At 51.0% G+C, this 25,588-nt stretch carries 29 protein-coding genes; 8 read left to right on the top strand and 21 right to left on the bottom strand.

Translation table 11 applies throughout. The features are described from left to right. The 17 genes from HEN21_RS20435 to HEN21_RS20350 form a co-directional block, all read right to left on the bottom strand. A partial coding sequence (locus HEN21_RS20435; protein WP_183082931.1) for a tail fiber protein occupies positions 1-1,273 on the bottom strand: 1,273 nt, incomplete at its 3' end. Positions 1,274-1,275: 2 nt separating this feature from the next. Then, positions 1,276-1,908 carry a phage tail protein I gene (locus tag HEN21_RS20430; RefSeq protein WP_105286294.1) on the bottom strand — a complete coding sequence of 211 codons (633 nt, stop codon included), beginning with the start codon at positions 1,906-1,908 and terminating at the stop codon, positions 1,276-1,278. Further along, the gene (locus HEN21_RS20425; protein ID WP_176252212.1) at positions 1,901-3,016 is read right to left on the bottom strand and encodes a baseplate assembly protein; all 1,116 of its coding nucleotides are present in this window, start codon (positions 3,014-3,016) and stop codon (positions 1,901-1,903) included. Before HEN21_RS20425 ends, HEN21_RS20430 begins: the two co-directional genes overlap by 8 nt. After that, positions 3,007-3,366: a GPW/gp25 family protein gene (locus tag HEN21_RS20420; RefSeq protein WP_105285597.1), complete on the bottom strand. Its 360-nt coding sequence runs from the start codon at positions 3,364-3,366 to the stop codon at positions 3,007-3,009. The genes HEN21_RS20425 and HEN21_RS20420 overlap by 10 nt, the downstream gene beginning before the upstream one ends. Before the next feature lie 98 nt (positions 3,367-3,464). Next, positions 3,465-4,166 carry a phage baseplate assembly protein V gene (locus HEN21_RS20415; RefSeq protein WP_016159857.1) on the bottom strand — a complete coding sequence of 234 codons (702 nt, stop codon included), beginning with the start codon at positions 4,164-4,166 and terminating at the stop codon, positions 3,465-3,467. Between the two features lie 9 nt (positions 4,167-4,175). Next, on the bottom strand, positions 4,176-5,216 hold the full coding sequence (locus HEN21_RS20410) for a phage late control D family protein (protein WP_105285598.1): 1,041 nt from the start codon (positions 5,214-5,216) through the stop codon (positions 4,176-4,178). Then, positions 5,204-5,413 carry a tail protein X gene (locus HEN21_RS20405; RefSeq protein WP_016159859.1) on the bottom strand — a complete coding sequence of 70 codons (210 nt, stop codon included), beginning with the start codon at positions 5,411-5,413 and terminating at the stop codon, positions 5,204-5,206. The genes HEN21_RS20410 and HEN21_RS20405 overlap by 13 nt, the downstream gene beginning before the upstream one ends. Next, positions 5,413-6,366 (bottom strand): phage tail protein, encoded by a 954-nt coding sequence (locus tag HEN21_RS20400; RefSeq protein ID WP_176252213.1) that lies wholly within the window; start codon positions 6,364-6,366, stop codon positions 5,413-5,415. The genes HEN21_RS20405 and HEN21_RS20400 overlap by 1 nt, the downstream gene beginning before the upstream one ends. Further along, positions 6,366-8,726 carry a phage tail tape measure protein gene (locus tag HEN21_RS20395; protein ID WP_176252214.1) on the bottom strand — a complete coding sequence of 787 codons (2,361 nt, stop codon included), beginning with the start codon at positions 8,724-8,726 and terminating at the stop codon, positions 6,366-6,368. Before HEN21_RS20395 ends, HEN21_RS20400 begins: the two co-directional genes overlap by 1 nt. A 190-nt stretch (positions 8,727-8,916) precedes the next feature. Continuing rightward, on the bottom strand, positions 8,917-9,234 hold the full coding sequence (locus HEN21_RS20385; RefSeq protein WP_176252215.1) for a phage tail assembly protein: 318 nt from the start codon (positions 9,232-9,234) through the stop codon (positions 8,917-8,919). A gap of 50 nt (positions 9,235-9,284) precedes the next feature. Beyond that, a complete protein-coding gene (locus HEN21_RS20380; RefSeq protein ID WP_000907501.1) occupies positions 9,285-9,809 on the bottom strand; it encodes a phage major tail tube protein in 525 nt (174 codons plus the stop codon). After that, positions 9,809-11,233 (bottom strand): phage tail sheath subtilisin-like domain-containing protein, encoded by a 1,425-nt coding sequence (locus tag HEN21_RS20375; RefSeq protein WP_176252216.1) that lies wholly within the window; start codon positions 11,231-11,233, stop codon positions 9,809-9,811. Before HEN21_RS20375 ends, HEN21_RS20380 begins: the two co-directional genes overlap by 1 nt. Next, positions 11,223-11,420, bottom strand: a complete 198-nt coding sequence (locus tag HEN21_RS20370; protein WP_016159864.1) for a hypothetical protein — start codon at positions 11,418-11,420, stop codon at positions 11,223-11,225. Before HEN21_RS20370 ends, HEN21_RS20375 begins: the two co-directional genes overlap by 11 nt. Further along, positions 11,417-11,872 carry a Gp37 family protein gene (locus HEN21_RS20365; RefSeq protein ID WP_176252217.1) on the bottom strand — a complete coding sequence of 152 codons (456 nt, stop codon included), beginning with the start codon at positions 11,870-11,872 and terminating at the stop codon, positions 11,417-11,419. The genes HEN21_RS20370 and HEN21_RS20365 overlap by 4 nt, the downstream gene beginning before the upstream one ends. A gap of 146 nt (positions 11,873-12,018) precedes the next feature. Then, positions 12,019-12,333 carry a membrane protein gene (locus HEN21_RS20360; protein ID WP_000777272.1) on the bottom strand — a complete coding sequence of 105 codons (315 nt, stop codon included), beginning with the start codon at positions 12,331-12,333 and terminating at the stop codon, positions 12,019-12,021. A 12-nt stretch (positions 12,334-12,345) separates the two neighbouring features. Further along, positions 12,346-12,951, bottom strand: coding sequence for a transglycosylase SLT domain-containing protein (locus HEN21_RS20355; protein WP_016159866.1), 606 nt, complete (start codon positions 12,949-12,951; stop codon positions 12,346-12,348). Between the two features lie 2 nt (positions 12,952-12,953). Beyond that, positions 12,954-13,241 (bottom strand): putative holin, encoded by a 288-nt coding sequence (locus HEN21_RS20350; RefSeq protein WP_105285604.1) that lies wholly within the window; start codon positions 13,239-13,241, stop codon positions 12,954-12,956. Between the two features lie 537 nt (positions 13,242-13,778). Here HEN21_RS20350 and HEN21_RS20345 point away from each other — a divergent pair. Next, on the top strand, positions 13,779-14,126 hold the full coding sequence (locus HEN21_RS20345) for a Mor transcription activator family protein (protein ID WP_000619864.1): 348 nt from the start codon (positions 13,779-13,781) through the stop codon (positions 14,124-14,126). Positions 14,127-14,180: 54 nt separating this feature from the next. Here HEN21_RS20345 and lysC read toward each other — a convergent pair whose 3' ends face one another. Then, entirely contained in the window at positions 14,181-15,530 is a 1,350-nt protein-coding gene (gene lysC / locus HEN21_RS20340; RefSeq protein WP_001112918.1) for a lysine-sensitive aspartokinase 3, read from the bottom strand. 293 nt (positions 15,531-15,823) lie between these two features. Between lysC and pgi the strand changes: the two genes are divergently transcribed. The 5 genes from pgi (at position 15,824) to HEN21_RS20315 (ending at position 21,809) form a co-directional block, all read left to right on the top strand. After that, the gene (gene pgi, locus HEN21_RS20335; RefSeq protein ID WP_105285605.1) at positions 15,824-17,473 is read left to right on the top strand and encodes a glucose-6-phosphate isomerase; all 1,650 of its coding nucleotides are present in this window, start codon (positions 15,824-15,826) and stop codon (positions 17,471-17,473) included. 511 nt (positions 17,474-17,984) lie between these two features. Beyond that, positions 17,985-18,227 carry an exopolysaccharide production protein YjbE gene (gene yjbE, locus HEN21_RS20330; RefSeq protein ID WP_000757333.1) on the top strand — a complete coding sequence of 81 codons (243 nt, stop codon included), beginning with the start codon at positions 17,985-17,987 and terminating at the stop codon, positions 18,225-18,227. Positions 18,228-18,340: 113 nt separating this feature from the next. Beyond that, the gene (locus tag HEN21_RS20325) at positions 18,341-18,979 is read left to right on the top strand and encodes a YjbF family lipoprotein (protein ID WP_105285606.1); all 639 of its coding nucleotides are present in this window, start codon (positions 18,341-18,343) and stop codon (positions 18,977-18,979) included. Next, complete coding sequence (locus HEN21_RS20320; protein ID WP_105285607.1) at positions 18,976-19,713, top strand: capsule biosynthesis GfcC family protein; 738 nt, start codon at positions 18,976-18,978, stop codon at positions 19,711-19,713. Before HEN21_RS20325 ends, HEN21_RS20320 begins: the two co-directional genes overlap by 4 nt. Continuing rightward, positions 19,713-21,809 (top strand): YjbH domain-containing protein, encoded by a 2,097-nt coding sequence (locus HEN21_RS20315; protein WP_176252218.1) that lies wholly within the window; start codon positions 19,713-19,715, stop codon positions 21,807-21,809. The genes HEN21_RS20320 and HEN21_RS20315 overlap by 1 nt, the downstream gene beginning before the upstream one ends. Positions 21,810-21,855: 46 nt before the next feature. Here HEN21_RS20315 and HEN21_RS20310 read toward each other — a convergent pair whose 3' ends face one another. Then, positions 21,856-22,134, bottom strand: coding sequence for a hypothetical protein (locus tag HEN21_RS20310; RefSeq protein ID WP_024195210.1), 279 nt, complete (start codon positions 22,132-22,134; stop codon positions 21,856-21,858). Here HEN21_RS20310 and HEN21_RS20305 point away from each other — a divergent pair, their 5' ends adjacent. Continuing rightward, positions 22,135-22,278 (top strand): hypothetical protein, encoded by a 144-nt coding sequence (locus HEN21_RS20305; protein ID WP_000487762.1) that lies wholly within the window; start codon positions 22,135-22,137, stop codon positions 22,276-22,278. Positions 22,279-22,400: 122 nt separating this feature from the next. Further along, positions 22,401-22,811 (top strand): phosphate-starvation-inducible protein PsiE, encoded by a 411-nt coding sequence (gene psiE, locus HEN21_RS20300; RefSeq protein WP_000202902.1) that lies wholly within the window; start codon positions 22,401-22,403, stop codon positions 22,809-22,811. Positions 22,812-22,904: 93 nt separating this feature from the next. Here psiE and malG read toward each other — a convergent pair whose 3' ends face one another. Continuing rightward, on the bottom strand, positions 22,905-23,795 hold the full coding sequence (gene malG / locus HEN21_RS20295) for a maltose ABC transporter permease MalG (RefSeq protein WP_001252052.1): 891 nt from the start codon (positions 23,793-23,795) through the stop codon (positions 22,905-22,907). Positions 23,796-23,809: 14 nt separating this feature from the next. Beyond that, positions 23,810-25,354 carry a maltose ABC transporter permease MalF gene (gene malF / locus HEN21_RS20290; RefSeq protein ID WP_010352841.1) on the bottom strand — a complete coding sequence of 515 codons (1,545 nt, stop codon included), beginning with the start codon at positions 25,352-25,354 and terminating at the stop codon, positions 23,810-23,812. Positions 25,355-25,588: the final 234 nt, after the last annotated feature.

Raw genomic sequence — 25,588 nt, 5'->3', positions numbered from 1 at the left:
GTCCAAATTTAGGTTGTACCACTGTCGAGCCTCCGGCGATTGCCCCACCACCACCGCCCCCACCACCGCCTGACATTTCCAGAAGTATTTCTGTTACTCCAGTCGGCACGGTAAATGTTCCATTTGATGTATAGAAGCGGAATGAGGAATTGTTAATCCTGCTATATGCCTCACAGGCTTTATCATACGCCGCCTTCACCGCACTTGGCGTAGCCGCCTCCGTCGTACTGTTGCTATCCGTCGCATTACTAAGCTTCACAATCCCTTTTTGCGTCAGGGTGCCATCCGGAATACCCGTAATCTGCCCCCAGGGGTGCGTATGACTACCTGCAGCCTTTCCATTTGCCAGGTCATACGCCGCTTTCACCGCACTCGGTGTCGCCGCCTCCGTCGTACTGTTGCTATCTGTCGCATTACTAAGCTTAACAATCCCTTTCTGCGTCAGCGTACCGTCTGGTATACCCGTAATCTGCCCCCAAGGGTGCGTATGACTACCCGCAGCCTTACCATTCGCAAGGTCATACGCCGCCTTCACCGCGCTCGGTGTTGCCGCCTCTGTCGTGCTGGTGCTATCAATCGCGTTACTAAGCTTCACAATCCCTTTTTGCGTCAGCGTACCATCCGGAATATCAGTAATCTGACTCCAGGTATGACGATGATTTCGTGCCTCAATCATCGCCGCTTTCACCGCTTTTGGCGTAGCCGCTTTGGTTTCGTCATCACTGTCAGTGGCATTACTTAACTGCGTAAAGCCTTTTTGCGATAACGTAGCATCAGGGTGATTAGTCGAACGTTCATGTTCATCCAGTTGCGAATCAACATAATCTCGTGTTGCCAGCACAATACTGGGGTCAACGGTGAGTGTTACCGCTGCCGTGTTGGAAACTTCCATAATGAGACGAATGCAAACTTGCTTACCGCTGCCGCCGGGTAATAGCGGTTTATACGACTCCGGGAATTTACCGATAGCAATGAGTTCACCGTCAGTATCAAAAACACCGACTTCACGTACATACCAGCCGCCGATATTTTCGGGCAGTACAAGTTCCGCAATTAACCAGTTAGGATTATTGGGCGCAACTGTTAATGTATTTAAATCACCTCGCCAGACTTCATGACGTAATTTAGTTTGGCTGACGGTGGGTTCATAATATTGCCCTCCGCTGTCGCCAACAGCCATTTTTTGTAGATGAAGCTGTTTTTTATCCGCCAGAGCATTAGCAATTTTTGCCATCCCTCTGTCGGTGAGTAGAGTATAAAACTCATTATCCATAATTACTCCGGGTAAATAGATGTAATTTCAAGGCTCCATTGCCCTGTTCCGTAATAGATTGATGTGTTTTGCTGTACTTCCCGTATCTGGAAAGGTAAAACCGTCGTCAGTTCACCACCATAAAGTGCACAGCCAATAACAGGAATAGCACTTTGGTTAATGATCCAGACAATTAATGCTTCCAGTTTTGAACGTGTGTTTTTATATTCATGAATGAGTTCTACCAGATTATTGAAAAGGTTTTCATCCATGCCTTTATCCACCAGCTCTATATCAACCTTAAAAAAATAAGCCTTCCCCCCATATTCAAACCATTCTGAAATAGTTCCTGGTAGCGAAAGTATTTCCAGCACCCGCCGTACCGCCCAAATCGTTCCTTTATATTTATGCAGCTCAATGGCTTGCTTAATTAACTCGCGCTTCTCCCGTTCATCAGTGGTAAATAACCAACCTTCCAGCCCCTGAACGTGAAATTGTTCTGCAAGGGCAGGTAATGCCGAAGCATCAACCAGGTCTACCAGATAAACCATCAACGCTGTCAGATCGAGTTGGGCAAAACGCTCGGCGGCGATATTTGCCAGAGTTGAAAATCGCTCATCGCTGGCAAGCGGCGGTGGCGGCAGCAATTTATCCATCGCAGACTCCGGCAATCGTGACGTCTATCGCGGTGCATTCCGCCCACTCATGTGCCTGCAAAATACGTTTTGTAGGCATATTCAGCGCAACGTCATAGACACCATCGACTTGTAACACTTTGATTATCTGGTTTGGCACAATGTCCTGTCCCAGATGTTTCTGCCGCTGTTGCGTCCAGAGGCTAATCGCTTTACGCGCCGCAGCCAGCGTTGTCTCCTGATCGGCAGTGGTAAACAGTGTGAGCTGCGCACGGATTTCATACGGCACCCTAACGGCGCATTTCGCACTTACTTTGTCGGTCAGCGGACGTTTTTTCTCCTTGCTAACCTCCAGTTCAATTTGCGCGAGCAGTTCCACGCCCGGCAGACCATTCAGCGTTAGCGGGTAGATCTCCACGCAGCCTTCTGGTAATCCTTCGTCCGGCCCCAGTACCGCGACGTCAATAATCGACTGGCTTACGGAAAGCGTATGAAAGCGGTAGGCACCATAGCTGCCCGCATTGCTGAAACTTTCCGGCGCCAGTTGGATCCGCTGGCGTAGTGCGTCATCGCTCTCTTCACCGCAGCCGCCGGTTGAGGCCGTCAGGTTGGTCACGCTGATATCGTAATAACCAATCCTGTCAACAAGGGCGCTAATCTGTGCAGGCTGCCAGCCATTGCCCGCTTCGCCTGTTGCCAGACTGGTGGCGGGAACGGCTATATGCAAACTTCCCGCCGGAATCAGAACATCTTCATCGGTAGCAAACATCACGCTGTCAGAGGCGCTGGCACGTGTTCCTTGTGGAATTAGAATGTTATTTCGATTCTTACTGGCTACCGAAAACTGCAACGTGGTTTTTGCCGGTTGTGCAGGTAAGCGGTGAACGCCCACCAGCTCACCTAAATAATCCAGCATTGGCGCGCGGGAATACGCGACCAGATTCTGTTTCGCCGCTTCCTGAATGGCGATGCGTACAAGGTTTTCACGATAGGCAAAAAGGTCAATCAGCAACCGCTCGGCCTGTGCCGGGTAGAGCTTTTTGCCGCTGGCATCTTCGTACTGCGCAATCATCTCGCTGGTAATTTGCGCAGGATCGCGGTCAATAAAATCGGGTTCGGCTATCGCCATAACACCTCCGTTGAGTTGATTACGCCGTCAGCGGCGCGCCATTGCACACGTAACGTCAGATGTTCCCCGTCGATTACCGGTGTCACCTTCAGCAACCGGCAGCGCGGTTCCCACTGGCGGATGGCCTCTACCGACTCCCTTACCACATGCGGAATCGCCCGCTCGATGGGATAATCGATGTAGTGCCACAAGTTGCTGCCAAACAGCGGTCTGTGGGGATCACTGCCGCGCGGTGTGCGCAGAATGATGTGTATTGCCTGGTGAATATCATCCAGTCCGCAGACGTATTCTTCAGGCCGCTGCAAGGCTGGTTGCCAGTGCAGCGTAGAGGGGCGTGTTGTCGTGTTCATGAGGGTATTTTCGCCCTGAACAGGCGGCGGGGATATTAAAGCGATTTAAAAAACTGATTGATTAAAAAGAGAAAACCCGCCATCAGGCGGGTTAAACGTCAGTGTGAATGGTGGTTGGAGTTGCCACCGCTGTCCTGCAATGTGCCGCTGGCCTGAACGTTACCAATCACGTTGACATTGCCGGTTATCGTGGCGGCGTTGCCGATGCCTCCACTTCCTGCCATGCCACCAAGCCAGGTGAGTTTTTTCATCACCGTGACGTTGCCGGTAAAGGTGCTCATGGGCGCATCTACCGTCACTGCTGCCGCTTTAACATCGACCTTACTGGCTTCAATGCTGACATCGGTGGCTTTCACATCAACAGTGTCGGAAGTCACGGTGACGTGTTGGGCTTTAACCTCAACGTTGGGCGACGTCAGGCTGGTACGGTCAATAACCTCAATCACGATTTTTTCGATGCCACCATTAATCGTAAGCTGGTGGGTGCTGCGGTCATATTCAAACGCTGCGCCATCAGAAAACTGGACATAGCGTTTGTCGCGCGATGCTACTGGCGCAGTGTCTACCGTTGAATATACTGCGCCCAGCACCACGCCATCTTCACCGTTATCATCCAGCAGAACTTCCACCTGTTCGCCCATATCCGGTAGCCAGTAATCCTTATTGTCCTGAGAATTGCGCTGCAGCACCGCAAGCCAGTTACTCTTCAGATTGTCACACTCTGGTAGCGTGACCCGCACCCGAACGCTGGTTTCGTCAATATCGCTGATAATCCCCGTTTGCCGGGTTACTCCTTTCATATTGCCTCCTTACTGGCTGGTCGCTGGCCCGCGTGAAACGTCGATTTCAGTGGTATAGCCGCTGCGCACAAAACTGTGAGTAGATTTATCAATCAGCCACTGACCGGAAAGCACACCAAAATCGGTTAGCTCGATTTTATTGCCTGCCGTCAGTTCCGGGCAGCCCATCATCCTGAGCGTTCCGGTTTGTTGATATTCGTTGTGGCTGTCGAGCGCGGCGTTGGCCTTTGCCTGTGCCGCGCCAACGTCCGGCGCCCGACTGTTCAGTTTCAGCGTGTCGGCACTGGTGCCGACTCCACGGGCAGACGGCTTTTGCTGGCTGTCGTGAGTGTAGATAACCAGTTCTTTTTTCTTACTATTTTGATGCTGTACGGTGGCGTTTTTGTAGATGCGGTTAATGGTATCTTTGAAGGTGAAATGCGAAACGTCTTTGCGGTCGATCTTTTTCACCGGCGCCAGGCAGCGCAGCGTGGGTAAATGCGAAAAAATCAGTTCTTTGGTGGTCACCTTTACCGCATAGCCATATTCGCTGGCCAGGCGCTTGAGAAATCCGACATCGGTTTCGCCGTACTGTGTCACCCGGTCAATCGTCAGCGGCTCGATTTTGCCCACCAGCGTCAGGCCGTGAGTTTGCGCGATACGGCTGGCGATGGCTGAAAGCGTTGTCTCTTCAAAGCCCTGACTGTTACGGGTGCGCAGCGCCTGATTGACGGAAGTGGCGATGCCATCAATATTTACCGTGGAAGGTGGTGCTGAAATGTCAATTTTATCAATGATATATTGACCACAATCGAGCAGTTTTTCCCCCTGATAACCTATGTGCAGCGCCAGCGTATCGCCTTTGCCGGGATACCACTCTTTTATCCAGCGTCCATCGGTGTCATCCAGTGTAATCGCGATGGTATCCGACTCGTTTTTAATACTGTCCTGGTAACTGATGCTGGTGACATAAGGCGTGATGTCATAAGTGATATCTTTATGCCCATACCACAGGGTAAAAATGGGCGCGAGCGTGGCAAAGACGCCGCCAGTTACGCTTATCTCAGCCATGGTGGGATCTCCGATACGGTCTTGTTGACGGTAATGACCGGAATAATGAGCTGAATACCGGCAGGCAGTACCGGGTAAATGGCGACATGTGGATTGGCGGCGATAATGCGTTCATAAGCCAGTGCATCACCGTAGTAATGCCATGCCAGGTTATCCCAGCGTTCGCCGTCGGTGGTGATATGTTCAAGGTATCGCATTACCAGCTCCTCGTAATGGTCGCGGCAGCGAGCTGAGTCACTGCGGGAGTGGTTTGCTGTACCGTTGTACGCGCCTGCTCAACCAACGTTGTGGCTTTATCGAAAGTTGCTTCGGCGATGGCGCTGGTGATGCTGCCAAACAGTTCTTGTGCATGGTCAACCAGTGTCCCGGCGTCTTCGGCACAGTCGCGGATGCCCGGCATGTTACCCAGCAATGCTTTAATCTGCGCCGACAACGCTTTTGGTAATCCTGCCAGCGTTTGCAGATCCATCGGCTGTTTAAACAGGGTTTCGATGGCATCAATAGTCTTTTTCAACGACTTAATTATCTTTTCACACTTTTCTTTTAACGCTTTGGCCTCTTTAATCAGTGCTTTGACCTTTGCCACTGTTTTTTTAATATCTTCAATGGATTGCGCCAGTTCATCGAGCATCTCTTTGGCTTTGCGCATACCTTCTTCAATGGCGTTCAATATCTGATCCAACCAGGACTCCACCTTGTCCGGAAAATCGCTCGCCTTTTCGTCAATATTAGGCTCCTGGGTGGTAATCGCCGGGGGCAGGAGTGGGTTTTTCGGATCGCCGGTATACTCCTGGAGCGACATTGTTCCGCTTTGGGCAATCACATTGCCCCAGGGATCGGTGTGCTGGTGAGTGGCGGTTAACTCTGTAATTACAAACCAGCCGCGATAATCACCGTTGCCAAACACCAGCGCCATTGCTTTGTGGGCAAGCATGGCTTCACGCAGTCGATTCAGCTCTGTTGTGGGTTGGCAAAACTGGCTGTGCAGGAAAAATTCCAGCGCCAGCATGTCCAGCTTATCGCCAATAAACTGCACGCCAGGTTTGCCTTCAATACGGGCATGTGTGGCGTAATCCACGCCCATTGTGCTTTTAAAGCCATCCCAGAATGTGACAACTTTAAATTCAATCTCACCTAAAACGGCATACATCAGGCATACCCCCGGCGCTGTTGCTGCGCCATTACGTCGTTAATCATTCTTTCCAGTTCGCGTTTACTCATCGTCAATACGTTCTGAATGTCTTTAGTGGTGTTTTGTCCGTTACCCTGCACGGTAATTTGTGGCGAAAAATTCACCTGGACTTTTCCTGGAGAACGGGAGGGTAGCGTCGCCGGTTTGGTTACGGATTTACCTGGTAAAGAGGCCGACGCGGGTTTTGCCACTGGCGCCGATGACGGCGTTGTCGTTTTGCTGGATGGCGCGAGTTGTTTGCCCACAGGCGGCGTTAAAAGCGCACCGGCAACGCCTGGAACAACGGTCGCGGGGGAGACTGATGCGGTATTAGTCGTGCCTGTAACAGTCGCAGCCGATGCTTCTGTGCCGATCCCCATTGTGGCTTTTAGCCAGTCTGGCATGGCGTTTTTGACCTGATCAATAATGCCTTTCAGAGCGGGGAAAGCATTCATTATGCCGTCGGCCAGGCTAGCCAGTATTTTGCTGCCGAACTCGCTAAAACTCGCAGGCATCTCAACACCAAACCAATTCATCACACCGGAAAAGGCGCTGTAGAACAACCCCAGTGGCGACCAGTCGAGAATCAACCGGCTAATACCTGCAATGCCACCGTCAAAGGCCGTGGTAATACGTTTCCAGATGGCGGAAAAGAACCTGGTGATAGGTTCCCAGTTGCGATAAATCAGATAAGCCGCGCCCGCAATCGCAGTGATGACCAGACCAATGGGATTCATCAGTAGCACCCGGCCTAGTGAGAGAACGGTTCGACCAATCAGTTTCAATGCTCCGATCAGGCCACGACCAAGCAGTTGCGTTAGCCATTTTGCGCCGCCACCCAATGACTTAACCGCCAATAGCACCTTACTCGCTGCGCCTCCGAGCGCCAGACTTGCCCTGACTTTCAGGAAGATATCGACCAGACGAATAAACGGCGAGGCGATGAAGTTCGCGCCCAGCTTTAAAACATTCAGCGCGCCGTTAAACAGCCAAATCGCCCCGACGATTTTCGCAATGTTTTGCACCAGCGCCGGATGTTCGCGTAGCCAGGCGCTGAACTGGCGAATAACCGGCGCAAGGCTTTGCGCCAGCTCGCCAATCGCCGGCATAAGTTGTAAGCCAATGCTGAGCCATAAATCATTTAACGCCAGTTGTAACGCTTTAGTCTGTTCAATGGGCGAAGCCATTTGCGCAGAAAAGTCGGCATCAATCAGATTCTTGCTGGTGGCTTGCATGGCAGAGGCTTTTAGCTGGCGATACTCTTCCATGTTCGCCAGCATAGGGGCCAGGAATTCCACCGTTTGTGCATCGCCGAACATTTCGTCCAGATTAAACTGCGTCACCATCGATTGCAGCGCAGTGCTGCGGGCAGATAAATCTTCAATCTGCATGGTGCGTTTGAAGGTATCGAGGATCGCCGGATTCATCTTCTCAAGCTGCATTTGCACGATATGAGTCATGGCTTCGCTAACACCCATACCGTTTTGCTGATGCTCAAGCAGAGAACCTTGCAGATCGACGCCCTGGCTGGCGAACCAGCTATCGGTTTTTTTCGAAAAGGTGGTTTGCAGAAAATGGTCGAAATTCTCCGCCGCTGTACTGGCGCTGGCACCGTTTTTCATGGCGATCTGCATGGTGGCGGTCAGTTCAGCCATACCTTCCAGACCCTGAGTACCGGTTTTACCTGCAAATTTCTCTATCCACTGCGTTTGTTCGGCAATGGCAGGCCCACCGCTTTTGGTCACGCTGTACATCATGTTTTGCGCGGCGTTGAAATTTTCCGGGGCAATATTCAGTCGATCATGAGTCGCGAGCGCGGCTTTCGCCCATGTTTCGGCGCTGTCGCGCGTGGCGGTGGCGGCTTTGGCGATCTCCGGCATATAGCGGTTGAGATCCTGCAAGGACGATACATTGCCTTCAACTAAGGTCAGAGCGGCGGACTGTAACGTGGTCTGCTGCTGGTTAAAATCCATACTCCAGTCGCGCAGATTCAGGCTGAGCGTCTCGCGAGTGGCATCACTCATCCCACCTTTGGCCGCCATATTGACCATATTGTCCTGAAACTCATACGGTAACTTCCAGTCGGGGGCTTCAACATTGAATACTTTGCTAAATTGCCCGGCAAATGTTTGGGTTTTCTCCATCAGATTAGCGCGGCTGCGGCTATTTTCCTCCAGGCGGAGAGCGGAATCGGCAAGTCGCTGCGTTAGTTTGATAACTGTCGCTTGCTGAGTAGAGAGAGTTAACAATGTTCTGGCGTTGAGTGAGCCGTAACGGGCTATTGCCTGCGTCAACGTCTCATTACGCGCCTGAAGCTGGGTAATAATATCGTTGGCCAAAATTGTTTCTCTTTAAATATTGATAATGGCCCGCTGGTTATTTTTCTAAAAAAAAGGGGCAGGGAAGAAATAAACCTGACGGGCTTGGAAAACTCGCAGACATCAGGTCTGCGAGTCATATTCGATTTTTATTTGGGCGTTGGCTTCATCCAGCCAGTTGCTAAAGTCATCGACGGTAAGGGCGTCTATCTCACTGGGCGGAAAGCGAAACCATCTTGCCAGTAACGCCATCGCTTGCAATAACAGTGGCAGATTCTGTAGCCACGCTAAGCATGGATTGAAATCGTTTCTGCAATGCCTGGTAATCCAGCAAATCCATTTCAGCTAAATCTTCTGGCACCAGTCCGGTCATTGCAGCCATTAGCGGTTCATCCCATTCTTCTGGTTTTTCGCTGATCCGGCGCGCGTTGCGCATATCTTTTACTTTCAGGCGACGTAATTGCAGAGTGTTAATTACGTCTCCCGCCGCTGAAGTAAACGGGAACTGTAAGGTATAATGTTCTTTCATTTTGTATCCTTATTGGTCATGCGGAAATCGGGGCCGTAGCCCCGAATAACTTAGCCACCGATGTTATTGCGATAGGTACTTAATTGATCCACGCCGTTAACGCGGAAAATATTCGCCAGGTAATCCAGTTCCAGTAGTGTTTCACCATCGACCACCTGTTTAATATAGGTACAACCAAAGGCGCTGCTGAATTCCGGGTTTTCATTCTGTTTAAATGTTCCCAATGGATTCTTTTTAAACATAACAGTCAAATGAGTGACTAACGCTAATTGATTCGCTTTCCCCTGGGAGTTATAGCAATCAATACTGGAGCGGCACTGTAATGCTACCGCCTGCCACGGGTTTGCCGTTTTACGCATGACGTCTTGATAAAAGGAGTTCCATTTAATTTCCCCTTCCAGTTTATCGAAACCTGCCGGGAGTTCGATTTTGCCGACCATGCCCAGTGCTTTATGCTCCTGCATAATTAAACTGACATCCGGTAATTTAATTTCGGTTGCACGACCTAAAAGGTTATTACCATCGAGATAAATATTGGCATTGGTAATACGGTTAATTTGAATTTTTCCAGCCATTAGCTATTGCTCTCCAGAGAGACTAAATATTCAGAGGTAATTTCAGTTTCAAACGTCAGACGTTCCAGCGGCGGTGGCGGGGTGAATTTATAGCTCAGCAATAAATGCCCGGCACTGAGTTCGGTCGGTGAATTTCGCGCCGGATCGTACCAGCACTCAAAGCCAAGCAGTGCGCCGTCGGCAATCAGCTTACGGCCCCAGGTATTTACCGACTCGGTCAGGGCATCAATTAGTGCCTGATTAATCGGCATATCGATATACTGCTGGCTGAAATAACGGATCGACTCGTTAATCACATCACCCGTGCGGCGAACGTTTTCAAAGTTACGCATATGGGTCACGGTTGGCCATGCCGCAGTGCGGTTGCCCCATAAACGCAGACCAGAGCCGTAACTATTGAAAACAGTGGTAATGCCGTTTTCGTTGAGCTGATTCACTTCACTTTGCGGGTCATCAACCATTGCGGAAAGTGAACGTTCGATACCGATAATGCCCTGAATTTCCTGGTTTGAGTTGCTCCACCAGAAACCTTTCTCCAGGTCTACTTTGGCACGCAGTCCGGCAGCGCGTGAAGATAGCGGTTCGAGAACTTCCTGGTTGGTTGAGCCGTCATAAACTTTGACGTGCGGATAGCACAAACGCGCACGGTCAGAACTGGTGTTGAAGTTGATTGCGCCTTTCGAGCCGCGACCAGCCAGTACCTGCTGGAATGTAGTACCGATTGGGGCGTCAATGTAGGCGATAGCACCGAGTTTTTCCGCCTGAGCAATCAGTTCGGTGGTGACCGATTTTTGCGTACAGAAAACGGGAGCAAGCAGGATTTTGGCGTAGAAACCATACAGGTTATAGGTATCCTGTAGCAGTTTCATCCCCGTGCGATCGCCTGCGGTATTAACGGCGCCAATAATATCGGCTGCGGTAACTTTTGTTGGATCGGCCCATGAGTAATAGGCACAAACTTTCGCTCCGGCAGGGATCTCAGTCTCTGCACGAGTGATTATTCCTGTTTGTTCATCAACATGAAACGCTGTGCTGCTATACGTAGTGGCTGATGTTGAAGAGGGTTTCAGGACGACATTGCGCACCGCACGATGAGCCAGTTTTGCCTGGTTGTTGGAATCAAAAGTGATACTCTCATTGCTGATGCTGGAGCCATGTTTTGCCGGATCCAGTACGTTAATCACCACCACCGTACCGGCGCCGTGGTCATAAATCGCCTTCAGCGCCTGCGGGATAGTAAAGTTAGCCTGAGTCGAGCCAAACTGCGCGGCATCGCTTTCAGAAAGGCACAATGTTGGTTTGTTTACCGGACCGCATGGTGCACTACCGATTAAAGCGATTACAGCGGATTTTACCGCTTTAACCGGGCGCGGACCGGTTTCAATTTCAATGGTTTCTACACCGTGCAGGTAATTAGCTGCCATGTACAATTTCCTCTCCGTTATTTTGTTCTTCCTGAGTGATGACAGGAGTCAGGTGATTGCGGGCAATCATGGTCATAACCCACTCGTTTTCTTCTGGCAGATCAATTTCACTGTTCGGCCACAATAAGATTTCTTGTCCGTCGGCAAGGGTGACGCCGCTTGCCGGGCCGTTGTAGATGTATTTCATTCAGTTTCCTCGTAATTAACTTCAGTAAGCAGGGTAAGGTCCGTGCTTTCCCGTTTCGCGATAAACAGCGAGCTGGTCGCCATTTCCAGGATGTAGCGGCAGAAACCACCGCTCTCGCCTGCATTGATTTCTGTTTCAAGCCAAAGAAGACGCTCGCAATCAGGAAGCTGGATCCCCCCCAGTGCGCTGCGTATGCGATCCAGTGCGTTTAACGCGTCACAATTTTTGCCAACAATAACGGTGGCAGTTAAACGGAGCGTTTGCTGTTGCACGAGGGCATCACTGCTTTCAGGCATGGCAAATAGAGAACCGCTATAATTAATAATCACTGTAACTTGCTGCGTCTGCGGAATATATTTATGGGCATCAACCGATGAAATAAATACGTCCATTTCGGGATTCTGTTCACGTAATCTGGTCACAACAGAATTAATTACAGATAAAATTTCCATATAGGGTATTCCTTAATTACTGCTCACTTCGTTATCGTTGAAATGTATTCTGAAGCAGTGAAGGTGAAGAATCTTTTAATGTGATTTAGAGAAAAAATTGAATGGCTATAAAAAATCCCCACACTTATGTAAAGGTGGGGATGTATTTAATAGCTGCCACGTTGTAATAGCTCTATTTTGCTATATAAGGCATCCAGCTTTGCTTCTAATACTGCCTGGCCACGAAGATAATCTTCTCTGCGGACATAATGCAGCGGAAGCTCGGCACGAAATTCGAGAAATTCTCTTTCCAGTTTCGACCAGCTTGTTTCTGATTCCCGGCGCGCGTTTTCCAGAGATTCAAAACGCTCATTAAGTCTTTTTTCAATTTGCGCTAACAGCAATTTTCCGGCAGCAAACATTAATCCAACGAAGGAAAGCATAAGGGAGATCACTTCCCAAAAATCGATACTGAGTTTCATCGGCCCCTCTGATTAGTGAAGACAGCTTGCCTGCCCCCAGAGTAAGTAGCGGGCGGCATGTTGATAGAGGATCATCTTCGGATAGTGACGATTTTCTCGCCAGTTTGCGGCACTACGCCCGGCGTTGACGTGCTCAACATGACCAAACCAGATGGTGGCATCTAACCCTTTGGATGCGGCCAGTTTTTTATCCCGATTAACCCATCCCTGACCACCGTTATAGGCGCTTAGGGTAAACGCCATACGCTGGCAGCCATTTTTCGCCGAGATGTTTTTCCACAAATGCTGGTCATATTGCACCAATGCGCGAATCGCCCAGGTTGGGTTATAGGGCTTGTTTTCACGTAGCTGTGGATACAACTGGCTTATCCATGTCGCTGTGGCAGGCATAAATTGCGCCATACCCTGTGCGCCGACGGGGGAACGCGCCATTGGCTGCCAGGCTGATTCCTGGTGCAACTGCCCGGCGAAGTCTGCCACCGGGGCGTTCAGTCCCCAGACTTCTCGTGCAGTTCGAATCAGTTCGTTTCGCCATGCCAGAGATGCTCGCGGCGGTTCAGATGCGTTAAGCGGGAAGAACGCGAACAGAGTAATTAGCGCGAGAAATTTTACCTGCATCACTAAAGTCCTAACGCGACGGAAAGGCAGACGGCTGCAACGATGATAGCCCGACGAATCATTGCCGCCGCGCAGCATCGCGCCTCTTCCCAGGGGCAAAATGAGTCAGGCCGCGCCCAGGGAAACAGACTGCGATCGAGCCAGTATCCCAGCACAGCGGCGAGCGAAACCAGACTTAGTTTATAAATGACAACCGGGATCTGTGCGGAAGATGTACAGCCGATCGCGACAAACAGCGCGACGGAAGCGACCAGCCAGCCGGAAAGACGGGGAAAAGTGACTTTTTTCATACGATATCTCCTGATAAGTGAGCGTTTAGTGTCGCCAGATCCCTCCAGTGAAGAATGAAAAAAGCTTTAATAAATAACTTTAAAAAATAGATCCTCTATAAATGAACATGCTTGCTAATAAATCCACCCATTAATAAAAGAGCAAAAGGTGTCCTGGAGAATAAGCGCGTCATTATGCAGGGAAAAGAGGATGGTGAATCGTAGGAATAGCCCATAGTCATTTGATTTTTAAAGTTTGTTTAAGAAAGTCAGCGACTGTGAGGGAAACGATCTTTTTACACTACAGGTAAAAATAATACTGTATGCACATACAGTATCGTGTAAAATGATACTCCAGTTGACAAGAAACATAACGCAAACAATATATTTATTTTGTGAATTTATGACGTTCATTAATATTAAAAATTTATATTTTTGGTGATTGTTTATTTGTTTGTTGAATGTATTGAGTAGCAGTAATGACAACTGCTTAGCGTATATCCGTGGTTTTACACGCATCGGGTCTTATACAGGATGCAAGATATATGGAGATGAAAAATGATACGAAAATCAAAAGAGATGGCCCGGACACCGGAGATCATTAACGACCTGGCGTTTCATGCATCGCAAGTTCTGATTGAGAGCATCAATCTCGACAGTTCATCGGCGGAAAATGTGGGCTTTGCCATTGCCGACCGAATGATGCGTAACTGGGGTGGGCAAAGCATTTATTTCCCGAAAGGGATCTCCGGACGGGCGTCGGAGCGTGACTACCAAATCTATAGCGAGTGCGATGGTCGCAACTACGCCGAATTAGCGAAGAAATATAATCTGACGTTGCAATGGATTTATAAGATAGTGAAACGCGTACATGCGGAAAAGCAACAGCGCCGTAGTAATTCGTAATTGATCCGGCATGGTGAATAGCGACGTGGGTCGCTATTCACCTGTACTGGTCGTTTACTCAAACAAATTACTATGCAATTTCTGCACTACCTGCTCTGCATCAGCACCTGGCACCAGGAAGCACAGGTTATTGCTGGACGCGCCGTAGCAAATCATGCGGATGTTGAACGGTTCCAGCACACCAAATACTTCTTTGCCGACGCCGCAGGCTTTGGACAGGTCGTTACCAATCAGCGCCACCAGCGCAAGGCCTTCTTCCACTTCTACACGGCACAGTGCCGAAAGTTCCATCAGCAGTGATTGCGTCAACAATGTATCGCCGGTAGAAGTTGAACCAGTAGTATCAAGAGTTAATGCCACGCTCACTTCGGACGTAGTAATTAAATCCACCGAAATATTATGCCGCGCGAGGATACCGAAAACTTCCGCGAGGAAGCCACGGGAATGCAGCATATTCAGGCTGTGCAGGGTTAATAGCGTTTGTTTACGGCGCAGAGCCAGTGCACGGAACAGCGGTGGATTTTCGGTTTTATTACACACCAACGTACCGCCAGCACGTGGGTCTTTGCTGGAACCGACAAACACCGGAATATCGCTGCGCACTGCGGGCAGCAACGTCGCTGGATGCAGCACTTTCGCGCCAAAGGTCGCCATTTCAGCGGCCTCTTCAAAAGCGATTCTATCAATGCGTTTTGCTGCCGGCACCACGCGTGGATCGGTAGTGTAGATGCCAGGGACGTCAGTCCAGATATCAACGCGAGATGCGTGTAAGGCTTCCGCCAACAAGGCTGCCGTATAATCGCTGCCGCCACGTCCAAGTGTTGTTGTACGCCCTTTACTTTCGCTACCAATAAAGCCCTGGGTGATGACTAAACCTTCACTGAGCCGTGGAGTCAGATGCAACGCAGCCAGTTCCGCCAGTGCAACAACATCTGGCTCCGCACGACCAAAACGGTCGTTGGTGCGCATCACTTTACGCACATCAAACCACTGCGCCTGGACATCGCGTTCGCGCAGGATTTCAACAAACAGCAGAGTAGACATCAGTTCGCCGTGGCTGACTAGTTCATCCGTCAGTGCCGGAGATGTTGCCAGTGCCGCCGCTTCGGCCAGAACAGTAATGTTCTCCAACAAACGTTCAATCTCTTCACGGATGACGTTCGGGTAACGCAGACGCTCCAGAATGGCGAACTGAATATTGCGAATAGCATCGAGTTTTTCGAAACGCTCAACCGGTTCCAGACCTTCAGCCAGTGCAACCAACAGATTGGTAATCCCCGCAGAAGCAGAGAGCACAACCAAACGAACATTCACATCAGAAAGCACAATGTCGGCGCTGCGGTTCATGGCGTCGAAATCAGCCACGCTAGTACCACCAAATTTGGAGACAACAATATCGGGCATAACAACCTCGTGTCAGGGAATGAAAGAAGCGACCTTGGCACAAAGGCAAAATAGAAACCGGTGCAGGCGCAGACCGTATTTATAAATAAAAGGTGTAGGGGAGTGTGTCAACGCCGGGATTATGCGGATTATTCATGCAGCGGGCGTGGTCAGAAATTGTGCTTATAACGTCTATACTTTTTATCCTCTTCAGTAGTTAGCTGAGCTAACGGCACTAAAACCATCACATTTTTCTGTGACTGGCGCTACAATCTTCCACAGTCACAATTCTCAATATCAGAAGAGTATTGCTAATGAAAAACATCAATCCAACGCAGACCGCTGCCTGGCAGGCACTACAGAAACACTTCGATGAAATGAAAGACGTTACGATCGCCGATCTTTTTGCTAAAGATGGCGATCGTTTTTCTAAGTTCTCCGCAACCTTCGACGATCAGATGCTGGTGGATTACTCCAAAAACCGCATCACCGAAGAAACTCTGGCGAAATTGCAGGATCTGGCGAAAGAGTGCGATCTGGCGGGCGCGATTAAGTCGATGTTCTCTGGCGAGAAGATCAACCGCACCGAAAACCGTGCCGTGCTGCACGTGGCACTGCGTAACCGTAGCAATACGCCGATTCTGGTTGATGGCAAAGACGTAATGCCGGAAGTCAACGCGGTGCTGGAGAAGATGAAAACCTTCTCGCAAGCGATTATTTCCGGTGAGTGGAAGGGTTATACCGGCAAAGCAATCACCGAGGTGGTGAACATCGGGATCGGCGGTTCTGACCTCGGCCCGTACATGGTGACTGAGGCACTGCGTCCGTACAAAAATCACCTGAACATGCACTTTGTTTCTAACGTTGACGGAACTCACATCGCAGAAGTGCTGAAAAAAGTGAACCCGGAAACGACGCTGTTCCTGGTGGCGTCTAAAACCTTCACCACTCAGGAAACCATGACCAATGCCCATAGCGCACGTGACTGGTTCCTGAAAGCGGCAGGTGATGAGAAGCACGTTGCGAAACACTTTGCGGCGCTTTCCACCAATGCGAAAGCCGTTGGCGAGTTTGGTATTGATACCGCCAACATGTTCGAGTTCTGGGACTGGGTCGGCGGTCGTTACTCTTTGTGGTCAGCGATTGGCCTGTCGATTGTTCTCTCCATCGGCTTTGATAACTTCGTTGAACTGCTTTCCGGCGCACATGCCATGGACAAGCATTTCTCCACTACTCCAGCAGAGAAAAACTTGCCTGTATTGCTGGCGCTGATTGGCATCTGGTACAACAATTTCTTTGGCGCGGAAACTGAAGCGATTCTGCCGTATGACCAGTATATGCACCGTTTTGCGGCGTACTTCCAGCAGGGCAATATGGAATCCAACGGCAAATACGTTGACCGTAACGGTAACGTCGTGGATTACCAGACTGGCCCGATTATCTGGGGTGAGCCAGGTACTAACGGTCAGCACGCGTTCTACCAGCTGATCCACCAGGGAACCAAAATGGTGCCATGCGATTTCATCGCGCCAGCTATCACCCATAACCCGCTCTCTGATCACCACCAGAAACTGCTGTCTAACTTCTTCGCTCAGACCGAAGCTCTGGCCTTTGGTAAATCCCGCGAAGTGGTTGAGCAGGAATATCGTGATCAGGGTAAAGATCCGGCGACGCTCGACTATGTAGTGCCGTTTAAAGTGTTCGAAGGTAACCGTCCGACCAACTCCATCCTGCTGCGCGAAATCACCCCGTTCAGCCTGGGGGCGTTGATTGCGCTGTATGAGCACAAAATCTTTACTCAGGGCGTGATCCTGAACATCTTCACCTTTGACCAGTGGGGCGTGGAGCTGGGTAAACAGCTGGCTAACCGCATTCTGCCGGAGCTGAAAGATGACAAAGAAATCAGCAGCCACGATAGCTCGACCAATGGTCTGATTAACCGCTATAAAGCGTGGCGCGGTTAATCATCGTGCATACCTGATGTCGCTACGTAGGCCGGATAAGGCGTTTACGCCGCATCCGGCAACCGGTGCCTGATGCGACGCGGTCGCGTCTTATCAGGCCTACAGGTCGATGCCGATATGTACATCGTATTCGGCAATTAATACATAGCACGATTGATTTAATAACCTTAATAACAATGCCGACTATAAGTCGGCATTGTTTTATCAGATAAATCCTCTTGTCTGTGATTTAACGAAAATCATACCGTGAGGTTAATCCTAAAATAGATTTTCAGTCTGTAATCATTTCGGAATATACGCAGGTTAATCGCTTTTGTATTTATTTTAACCTCATGATTAACATGATTATTTATATATAATAAAAAATATATAATTGCTATTCATTCCAATTATCCTAAAACCCCATAACTAATTCCCCACGCCGTAATCCACATGCTTTAGTTGTGTATACTCGATTCCGCCCGAAATGTTTTTGGGTAAATCTCCATTCATTCAATGAAGGGAAATTGTTATGAAAAAAGTTCTGTATGGCATTTTTGCCATATCTGCGCTTGCGGCGACTTCTGCGTGGGCTGCACCTGTACAGGTGGGCGAAGCGGCAGGGTCGGCAGCAACGTCGGTTTCGGCGGGTAGTTCCTCCGCGACCAGCGTTAGCACCGTAAGCTCGGCGGTGGGTGTCGCGCTCGCGGCAACCGGTGGCGGCGATGGTTCTAATACCGGGACCACCACAACCACGACCACCAGTACCCAGTAATAACGTATGTATCCCCAAAATAATTCGAGTCATTGCATCTGTGGCTTGAAGTATGAAGGGATTTACCATAACCACACTCCGGTGTGGTTATTCTGCCCCTCTGGAGAAGAGTCGTGAAGCGACCTGCACTCATTCTTATCTGCCTGTTATTACAGGCGTGTTCAGCCTCGACTAAAGAGCTGGGCAATTCACTGTGGGACAGTCTGTTCGGCACGCCAGGCGTACAGCTGACGGACGATGATATTCAAAATATGCCCTACGCCAGCCAGTACATGCAGTTTAATGGCGGGCCGCAGTTATTTGTGGTGCTGGCCTTCGCTGAAAACGGACAACAAAAATGGGTCACTCAGGATCAGGCCACTCTCGTTACCCAACATGACCGTCTGGTGAAGACTCTGCTCGGCGGCGACAACCTGATTGAGGTGAATAACCTTGCTGCCGATCCGCTGATCAAACCTGCACAAATCGTTGATGGCGCAACCTGGACGCGCACGATGGGCTGGACCGAGTACCAGCAGGTGCGCTACGCCACCGCACGCTCGGTCTTCAAATGGGCTGGCACCGATACCGTCAAAGTCGGCAGCGATGAAACCCCGGTTCGCGTGCTGGACGAAGAAGTCTCCACCGACCAGGCGCGATGGCATAACCGCTACTGGATCGACAGCGAAGGGCAAATTCGCCAGTCGGAACAGTATCTCGGCGCGGATTACTTCCCGGTGAAAACCACTCTCATCAAGGCGGCAAAACAATGATTAAACAAACTATTGTCGCGTTGCTTTTGAGCGTGGGAGCGTCATCGGTCTTTGCGGCAGGCACCGTCAAGGTGTTCAGCAATGGTAGTAGTGAGGCCAAAACGCTGACGGGCGCGGAGCATTTAATCGATCTGGTAGGCCAACCACGACTGGCGAATAGCTGGTGGCCTGGTGCGGTGATTAGCGAAGAGCGGGCAACGGCGGCAGCATTGCGGCAGCAGCAGGCGTTGTTGACGCGGCTGGCAGAACAGGCCGCAGATTCCAGCGCCGACGATGCAGCCGCGATCAACGCCTTACGCCAGCAAATTCAGGCGTTGAAAGTGACGGGCAGGCAAAAAATCAATCTTGATCCCGATATCGTCCGCGTTGCCGAACGCGGCAACCCGCCGTTGCAGGGTAATTACACGCTGTGGGTGGGTTCCGCGCCGTCCACGGTCACGTTGTTCGGGCTTATCAGCCGTCCTGGCAAGCAGCCATTCACTCCAGGTCGCGATGTGGCGAGCTATCTCTCCGGTCAGAAGCTGCTTAGCAGTGCAGATCGCAGCTACGCGTGGGTGGTTTACCCGGATGGACGCACGCAAAAAGCGCCGGTGGCTTACTGGAACAAGCGTCACGTAGAGCCGATGCCCGGCAGCATTATTTATGTTGGCCTGGCGGACTCCGCCTGGAGTAAGACGCCTGATGCCCTGAACGCCGACATTCTTCAGACTCTGACGCAGCGGATACCGCAATAATGAAAAAAAGACATCTGCTTAGCTTACTGGCGCTGGGCATTAGCACGGCCTGCTACGGCGAAACGTATCCTGCGCCTATTGGCCCATCGCAATCGGACTTCGGCGGCGTCGGTCTGTTACAAACGCCTACCGCCCGTATGGCGCGGGAAGGGGAGTTGAGTTTGAACTATCGTGATAACGATCAGTACCGTTATTACTCTGCTTCAGTGCAACTCTTCCCGTGGCTGGAAACAACGCTGCGCTACACCGATGTGCGCACCCGGCAGTACAGCAGCGTCGAAGCGTTCTCTGGCGATCAAACGTATAAAGATAAAGCCTTCGATCTCAAACTGCGTTTGTGGGAAGAGAGTTACTGGCTGCCGCAAGTGGCGGTTGGTGCGCGGGATATCGGCGGTACGGGGCTGTTTGATGCGGAATATCTTGTTGCCAGCAAAGCCTGGGGGCCGTTCGATTTTACGCTCGGCCTGGGCTGGGGATATCTGGGCACCAGCGGTAATGTGAAAAATCCGCTCTGTTCAGCCAGTGATAAATATTGCTATCGCGATAACAGCTACAAACAGGCGGGATCTATCGACGGTAGCCAGATGTTCCACGGTCCTGCCTCACTGTTTGGCGGCGTGGAATACCAGACGCCCTGGCAACCGCTGCGCCTGAAACTGGAGTATGAAGGCAATAATTATCAGCAGGATTTTGCCGGTAAGCTGGAGCAAAAAAGTAAGTTTAACGTCGGGGCGATTTATCGCGTTACCGATTGGGCCGACGTTAACCTTAGCTATGAACGTGGCAACACCTTTATGTTTGGCGTTACGCTGCGCACCAACTTTAACGATCTGCGCCCGTCTTACAACGATAACGCCCGCCCGCAATATCAACCGCAGCCACAGGATGCCATTTTGCAGCATTCGGTGGTGGCGAATCAGCTAACACTGTTGAAATATAACGCCGGACTGGCCGATCCGCAGATCCAGGCGAAAGGCGATACGCTGTATGTTACCGGCGAGCAGGTGAAATATCGTGATTCGCGCGAAGGGATCATTCGCGCTAATCGGATCGTGATGAACGAACTGCCGGATGGGATCAAAACGATCCGTATCACGGAAAACCGCCTTAACATGCCGCAGGTGACGACGGAAACCGATGTCGCCAGCCTGAAAAACTATCTCGCCGGCGAGCCGCTTGGGTATGAAACGAAGCTGGCGCAAAAACGCGTCGAGCCGGTGGTTCCGCAGTCCACCGAGCAGGGCTGGTATATCGACAAATCGCGCTTTGATTTCCATATCGATCCTGTGCTGAACCAGTCAGTCGGTGGCCCGGAAAACTTTTACATGTACCAACTGGGCGTGATGGGAACGGCGGATTTGTGGCTGACGGACCATCTGCTCACCACCGGCAGCCTGTTTGCTAACCTTGCCAACAATTACGACAAGTTTAACTACACCAATCCACCGCAGGACTCGCACTTACCGCGCGTTCGTACCCATGTGCGCGAGTATGTGCAGAACGATGTCTATGTGAATAACCTGCAAGCCAACTACTTCCAGCATCTGGGCAACGGCTTCTACGGGCAGATTTATGGCGGTTATCTCGAAACCATGTTTGGCGGCGCGGGGGCAGAGGTGTTGTATCGTCCGCTGGATAGCAACTGGGCGTTTGGTCTGGACGCCAACTACGTTAAACAGCGCGACTGGCGTAGTGCAAAAGATATGATGAAATTCACCGACTACAGCGTGAAAACCGGACATCTGACCGCATACTGGACGCCATCTTTCGCTCAGGATGTGTTAGTGAAAGCCAGCGTCGGGCAGTATCTGGCAGGGGATAAAGGCGGCACGCTGGAGATCGCCAAACGCTTTGATAGCGGCGTGGTGGTGGGGGGCTATGCCACGATCACGAATGTTTCGAAAGAGGAGTACGGCGAAGGGGACTTCACCAAAGGCGTGTATGTCTCTGTACCGTTGGATCTCTTCTCGTCTGGCCCGACACGCAGCCGTGCGGCAATTGGCTGGACGCCGCTGACGCGTGACGGTGGTCAGCAACTTGGGCGTAAGTTCCAGTTGTATGACATGACCAGCGACCGAAGCGTGAATTTCCGCTAAGTCTTGGGAAAGGTGCCAGTTTTCGCAATCACTGGCACCCTCATTCTTAATGACCTGTTGAGCCATCAGGAACGCAGTTCACCCCCGGTTTGCGATCTGGTGTGTAAAGGCGAAAACATTCTGTCTTCCTGTCCGTCGATATCGGTTGCAGGTCTGATTGCCTGAGCGACTGAGCCATCATTGGGCTGGAGACATTGCTTTGCGGAAGGTCGGATTTGTCAGCAGTACCGAGCGGACCGGCAAAAGCAGGAAGAACAGAGACTGATAACAACAAAGCAGCAAAATAAGGCTTCATTTTTACCACCTTTATCAGGTTACGTTTCATTTGTTCCAGAGGAACATTGTCGATTTTTCGCGCATTGCTGGTGGCTGGGAATCACCAGAATGGGTGATTTTTGCAGTACAGGCTATGGTGCGGTTTGTCTTGCCGGATGCGCCGCCAGGCGCGGCTTATCCAGCCTACGGGTAGGCACATCCGATGTTGGTGGGGGCGTCCTAACACCAGGTTGAACAAAACATACACAAAAAATATAGATCCCCGTCACATTTTTGCGTTATACAGGAAGCTCGCCACTGAGTTGGAGGGCTGTTATGACGTCGTTATCTCGTCCGCGCGTGGAGTTTATCTCCACCATTTTGCAGACCGTACTCAATCTTGGCCTGTTGTGCCTCGGCCTGATTCTGGTTGTCTTCCTCGGCAAAGAAACGGTGCATCTGGCTGATGTGCTGTTCGCGCCAGAACAAACCAGCAAATATGAGCTGGTGGAAGGGCTGGTGGTTTACTTTCTCTATTTCGAATTTATCGCCCTGATTGTGAAGTACTTCCAGTCCGGTTTTCACTTTCCCTTGCGTTACTTTGTCTATATCGGGATCACCGCCATTGTGCGCTTGATCATCGTCGATCATAAATCGCCACTGGATGTGTTGATCTACTCGGCAGCGATCCTGCTACTGGTGATCACCCTGTGGTTGTGTAATTCGAAACGGCTGAAGCGGGAGTAAAAAAAGGCGCTCCAGGGAGCGCCGAATAACAGTCACAAGTTGGGATAACGTAAGTTGAGGGTGCAGCGGCATAACATTGGCAGAACAACATCTTTAACCTTTCACACCACCTGCCGTCAGGCCGTTGACCAGCCAGCGTTGAGCCAGCAAGAAGACGATGGTGATCGGTAATGCAGACATTACGGCAGCGGCGGCAAAATCGCCCCACAGGTAGTTTTGCGGGTTGAGGTATTGCTGCATTCCCACGGCCAGGGTGTAGCTGTTCACGTCACGCAGTAACAACGACGCGACCGGAACTTCAGTAATGGCAGCGATAAACGACAGGATGAACACCACCGCCAGAATCGGTACTGACAGCGGCAGCAGTACGAGGCGGAAGGCCTGCCACGGTGTCGCACCGTCCAGCGCCGCCGCTTCTTCCAGCGAGCCGTCGATCGTTTCGAAATAACCTTTAATCGTCCAGACGTGCAGCGCAATCCCGCCCAGGTAAGCAAAGATAACGCCGCCGTGGGTATTCAGACCGATAAACGGAATGTACTCACCCAGACGGTCAAACAACGCATACAACGCCACCAGTGAGAGTACCGCCGGGAACATCTGGAAAATCAGCATTCCTTTCAGCAGCGTCGCTTTGCCAGGGAAGCGCATACGGGCGAAGGCGTAGGCGCAGGTGGTGGAGAGCGCCACGATACCAATCGCGGAAATCCCGGCGACCTTTACCGAGTTCCACAGCCACAGCAGTACCGGGAATGGCGGTGGCGTAATGCGACCATCGGCCTGTTCAACGCTAAAGCCTAACGCCAGTTTCCAGTGATCCCACGAGATTTGTTCCGGGATCAGGCTGCCTGTCGCGAAGTTCCCCTGGCGCAGCGAGATTGCGACGACCATCAGCAGCGGGAACATAATCGCCGCGATAAAAAGTAGCAGTAGCAGGTGAGTAATAAACAAACGTGCTTTTTGTGATTTCGGTTGGACCATTGCCATTTTTGTTATCTCCCTTAATCAAACTTCATTCGCGTGGCTTTCAGGTTCACTATCGCCAGCGCGCCTACCAGCAGGAAGATCAGCGTGGCAATTGCTGCCGCCAGACCGAAGTCCTGACCTCCGCCGCCTTCAAAGGCGATACGGTAGGTGTAGTTAACGAGCAGGTCGGTATAACCGGCTGGCGTGGTGGTGCCAAGACGATCCGGGCCACCGTTGGTCAACAGTTGGATCAGTACGAAGTTGTTAAAGTTAAAGGCGAAGCTGGCGATCATCAGCGGCGTCAGCGGCTTGATCAGCAGCGGCAGCGTGATTTTAAAAAAGTTCTGGAATGGACCTGCGCCATCCATCGCTGAGGCTTCATACAGATCGTCAGGAATCGCTTTCAGCAAGCCCATGCAGAGGATCATCATGTACGGATAACCCAGCCAGGTGTTGACGATAATCAGCATCGTCCGTGCGGTAGTCGGGTCGCTGAACCAGGCGGGCTTCACGCCAAACAGCGCGCTCAGCATCATGTTGATTTCACCGAAGCTCTGGTTGAACAATCCTTTGAAAATCAAAATTGAAATAAACGATGGCACCGCGTAGGGCAGAATCAGCAGTACGCGGTAGATAGCTTTGCCGCGCAACGCTTCCCATTGCACCAGACAGGCCAGCACCATGCCGACTGCAACCGTTAAAAAGACAGTGATCAGTGAGAACATCACGGTCCAGACGAAAATCGCGAGGAACGGTTTCTGAATGCCTTCGTCGGTGAAGACGCGGGTAAAGTTTTTCCAGCCGGTAGTCACGGTGTAACCGGGGCTGAGTTTGTCGTCGCCCCAGTTGCCATCGGCGGTGATGGACTGGTAAAAGCCGATCTGGTCATTCGGACGATATTTTACGCCACTCTGGTTATTGGTCAGCGTACCGTCATCGCCCAGTGTGTAGAGCGGTTGAGTGCCAGAAAACTGACGCAGGGAGCTCATCATCACTTTGTTGTCATCCGGGAGGATGGCGGTAATGTTGCTCAGTGCCTGACGATTTTGGGTAATCACGCGCAGATTTGCACGCTCGCCTTCAGGCTGTGTGGCGCTTTCTTTCAGTTGCAGCTTTTGCTCGCCGCCAAATTTAAAGGCGTCGGAGAGATAATGCTTACCGGTTTCGCCATCGGTGAGCGCCAGTTGCCACTCATCACCTGCCGGATAAAGCCCGAAGTTATAGGTTTTGCCCGCTTGCCAGGAACGATCTAACAGAACTTCCTGGGCGCGTTCAAAAGTTAGCTGGTTAGTGCTGCTGTAGTTGGTAAAAGCAATGGCGATGGTACACACCAGAGGGAAGAGCACGAACAGCCCCATTCCTGCCATTCCCGGATAAACATAGCGCCAGGCGTAGGCTTTCCGGTTGGCGAAAATATACAGCCCCGCAGAACTTAAAATCAGCGTGGTAATGGCGAACAGGTACTCCCCTTGTGCGTACATTAAAACAACAAGGTAACCCACCAGCAGGCCAAGCAGACCTAACACTGACCATTTCAGTGCGTCGCTTTGCCACCAATGTTTCTTTTTAATGACATCCATGGGGTTCTTCCTCATTCCTGGACGGATAAATGATTACACCGCATCCGGCAACAACTGCCTGATGCGGCGCTGGCGCGTCTTATCAGGCTTACGTACAGTTCGTTTTTCCAGGTCGGATGAAGCATTTACGCCGCTCCGACAACAACCGCCTGATGCGACGCTGACGCGTCTTATCAGGCCTACATATGTTTCGGTTTCGTAGGCCGGATAAGGCGTTCACGCCGCATCCGGCAT

It is taken from the genome of Escherichia sp. 93.1518, assembly GCF_013368915.2.
Taxonomy (GTDB): domain Bacteria; phylum Pseudomonadota; class Gammaproteobacteria; order Enterobacterales; family Enterobacteriaceae; genus Escherichia; species Escherichia ruysiae.
Note: the sequence above shows the minus strand (reverse complement) of the source record. Positions and strands in the feature narration are given on the sequence as shown.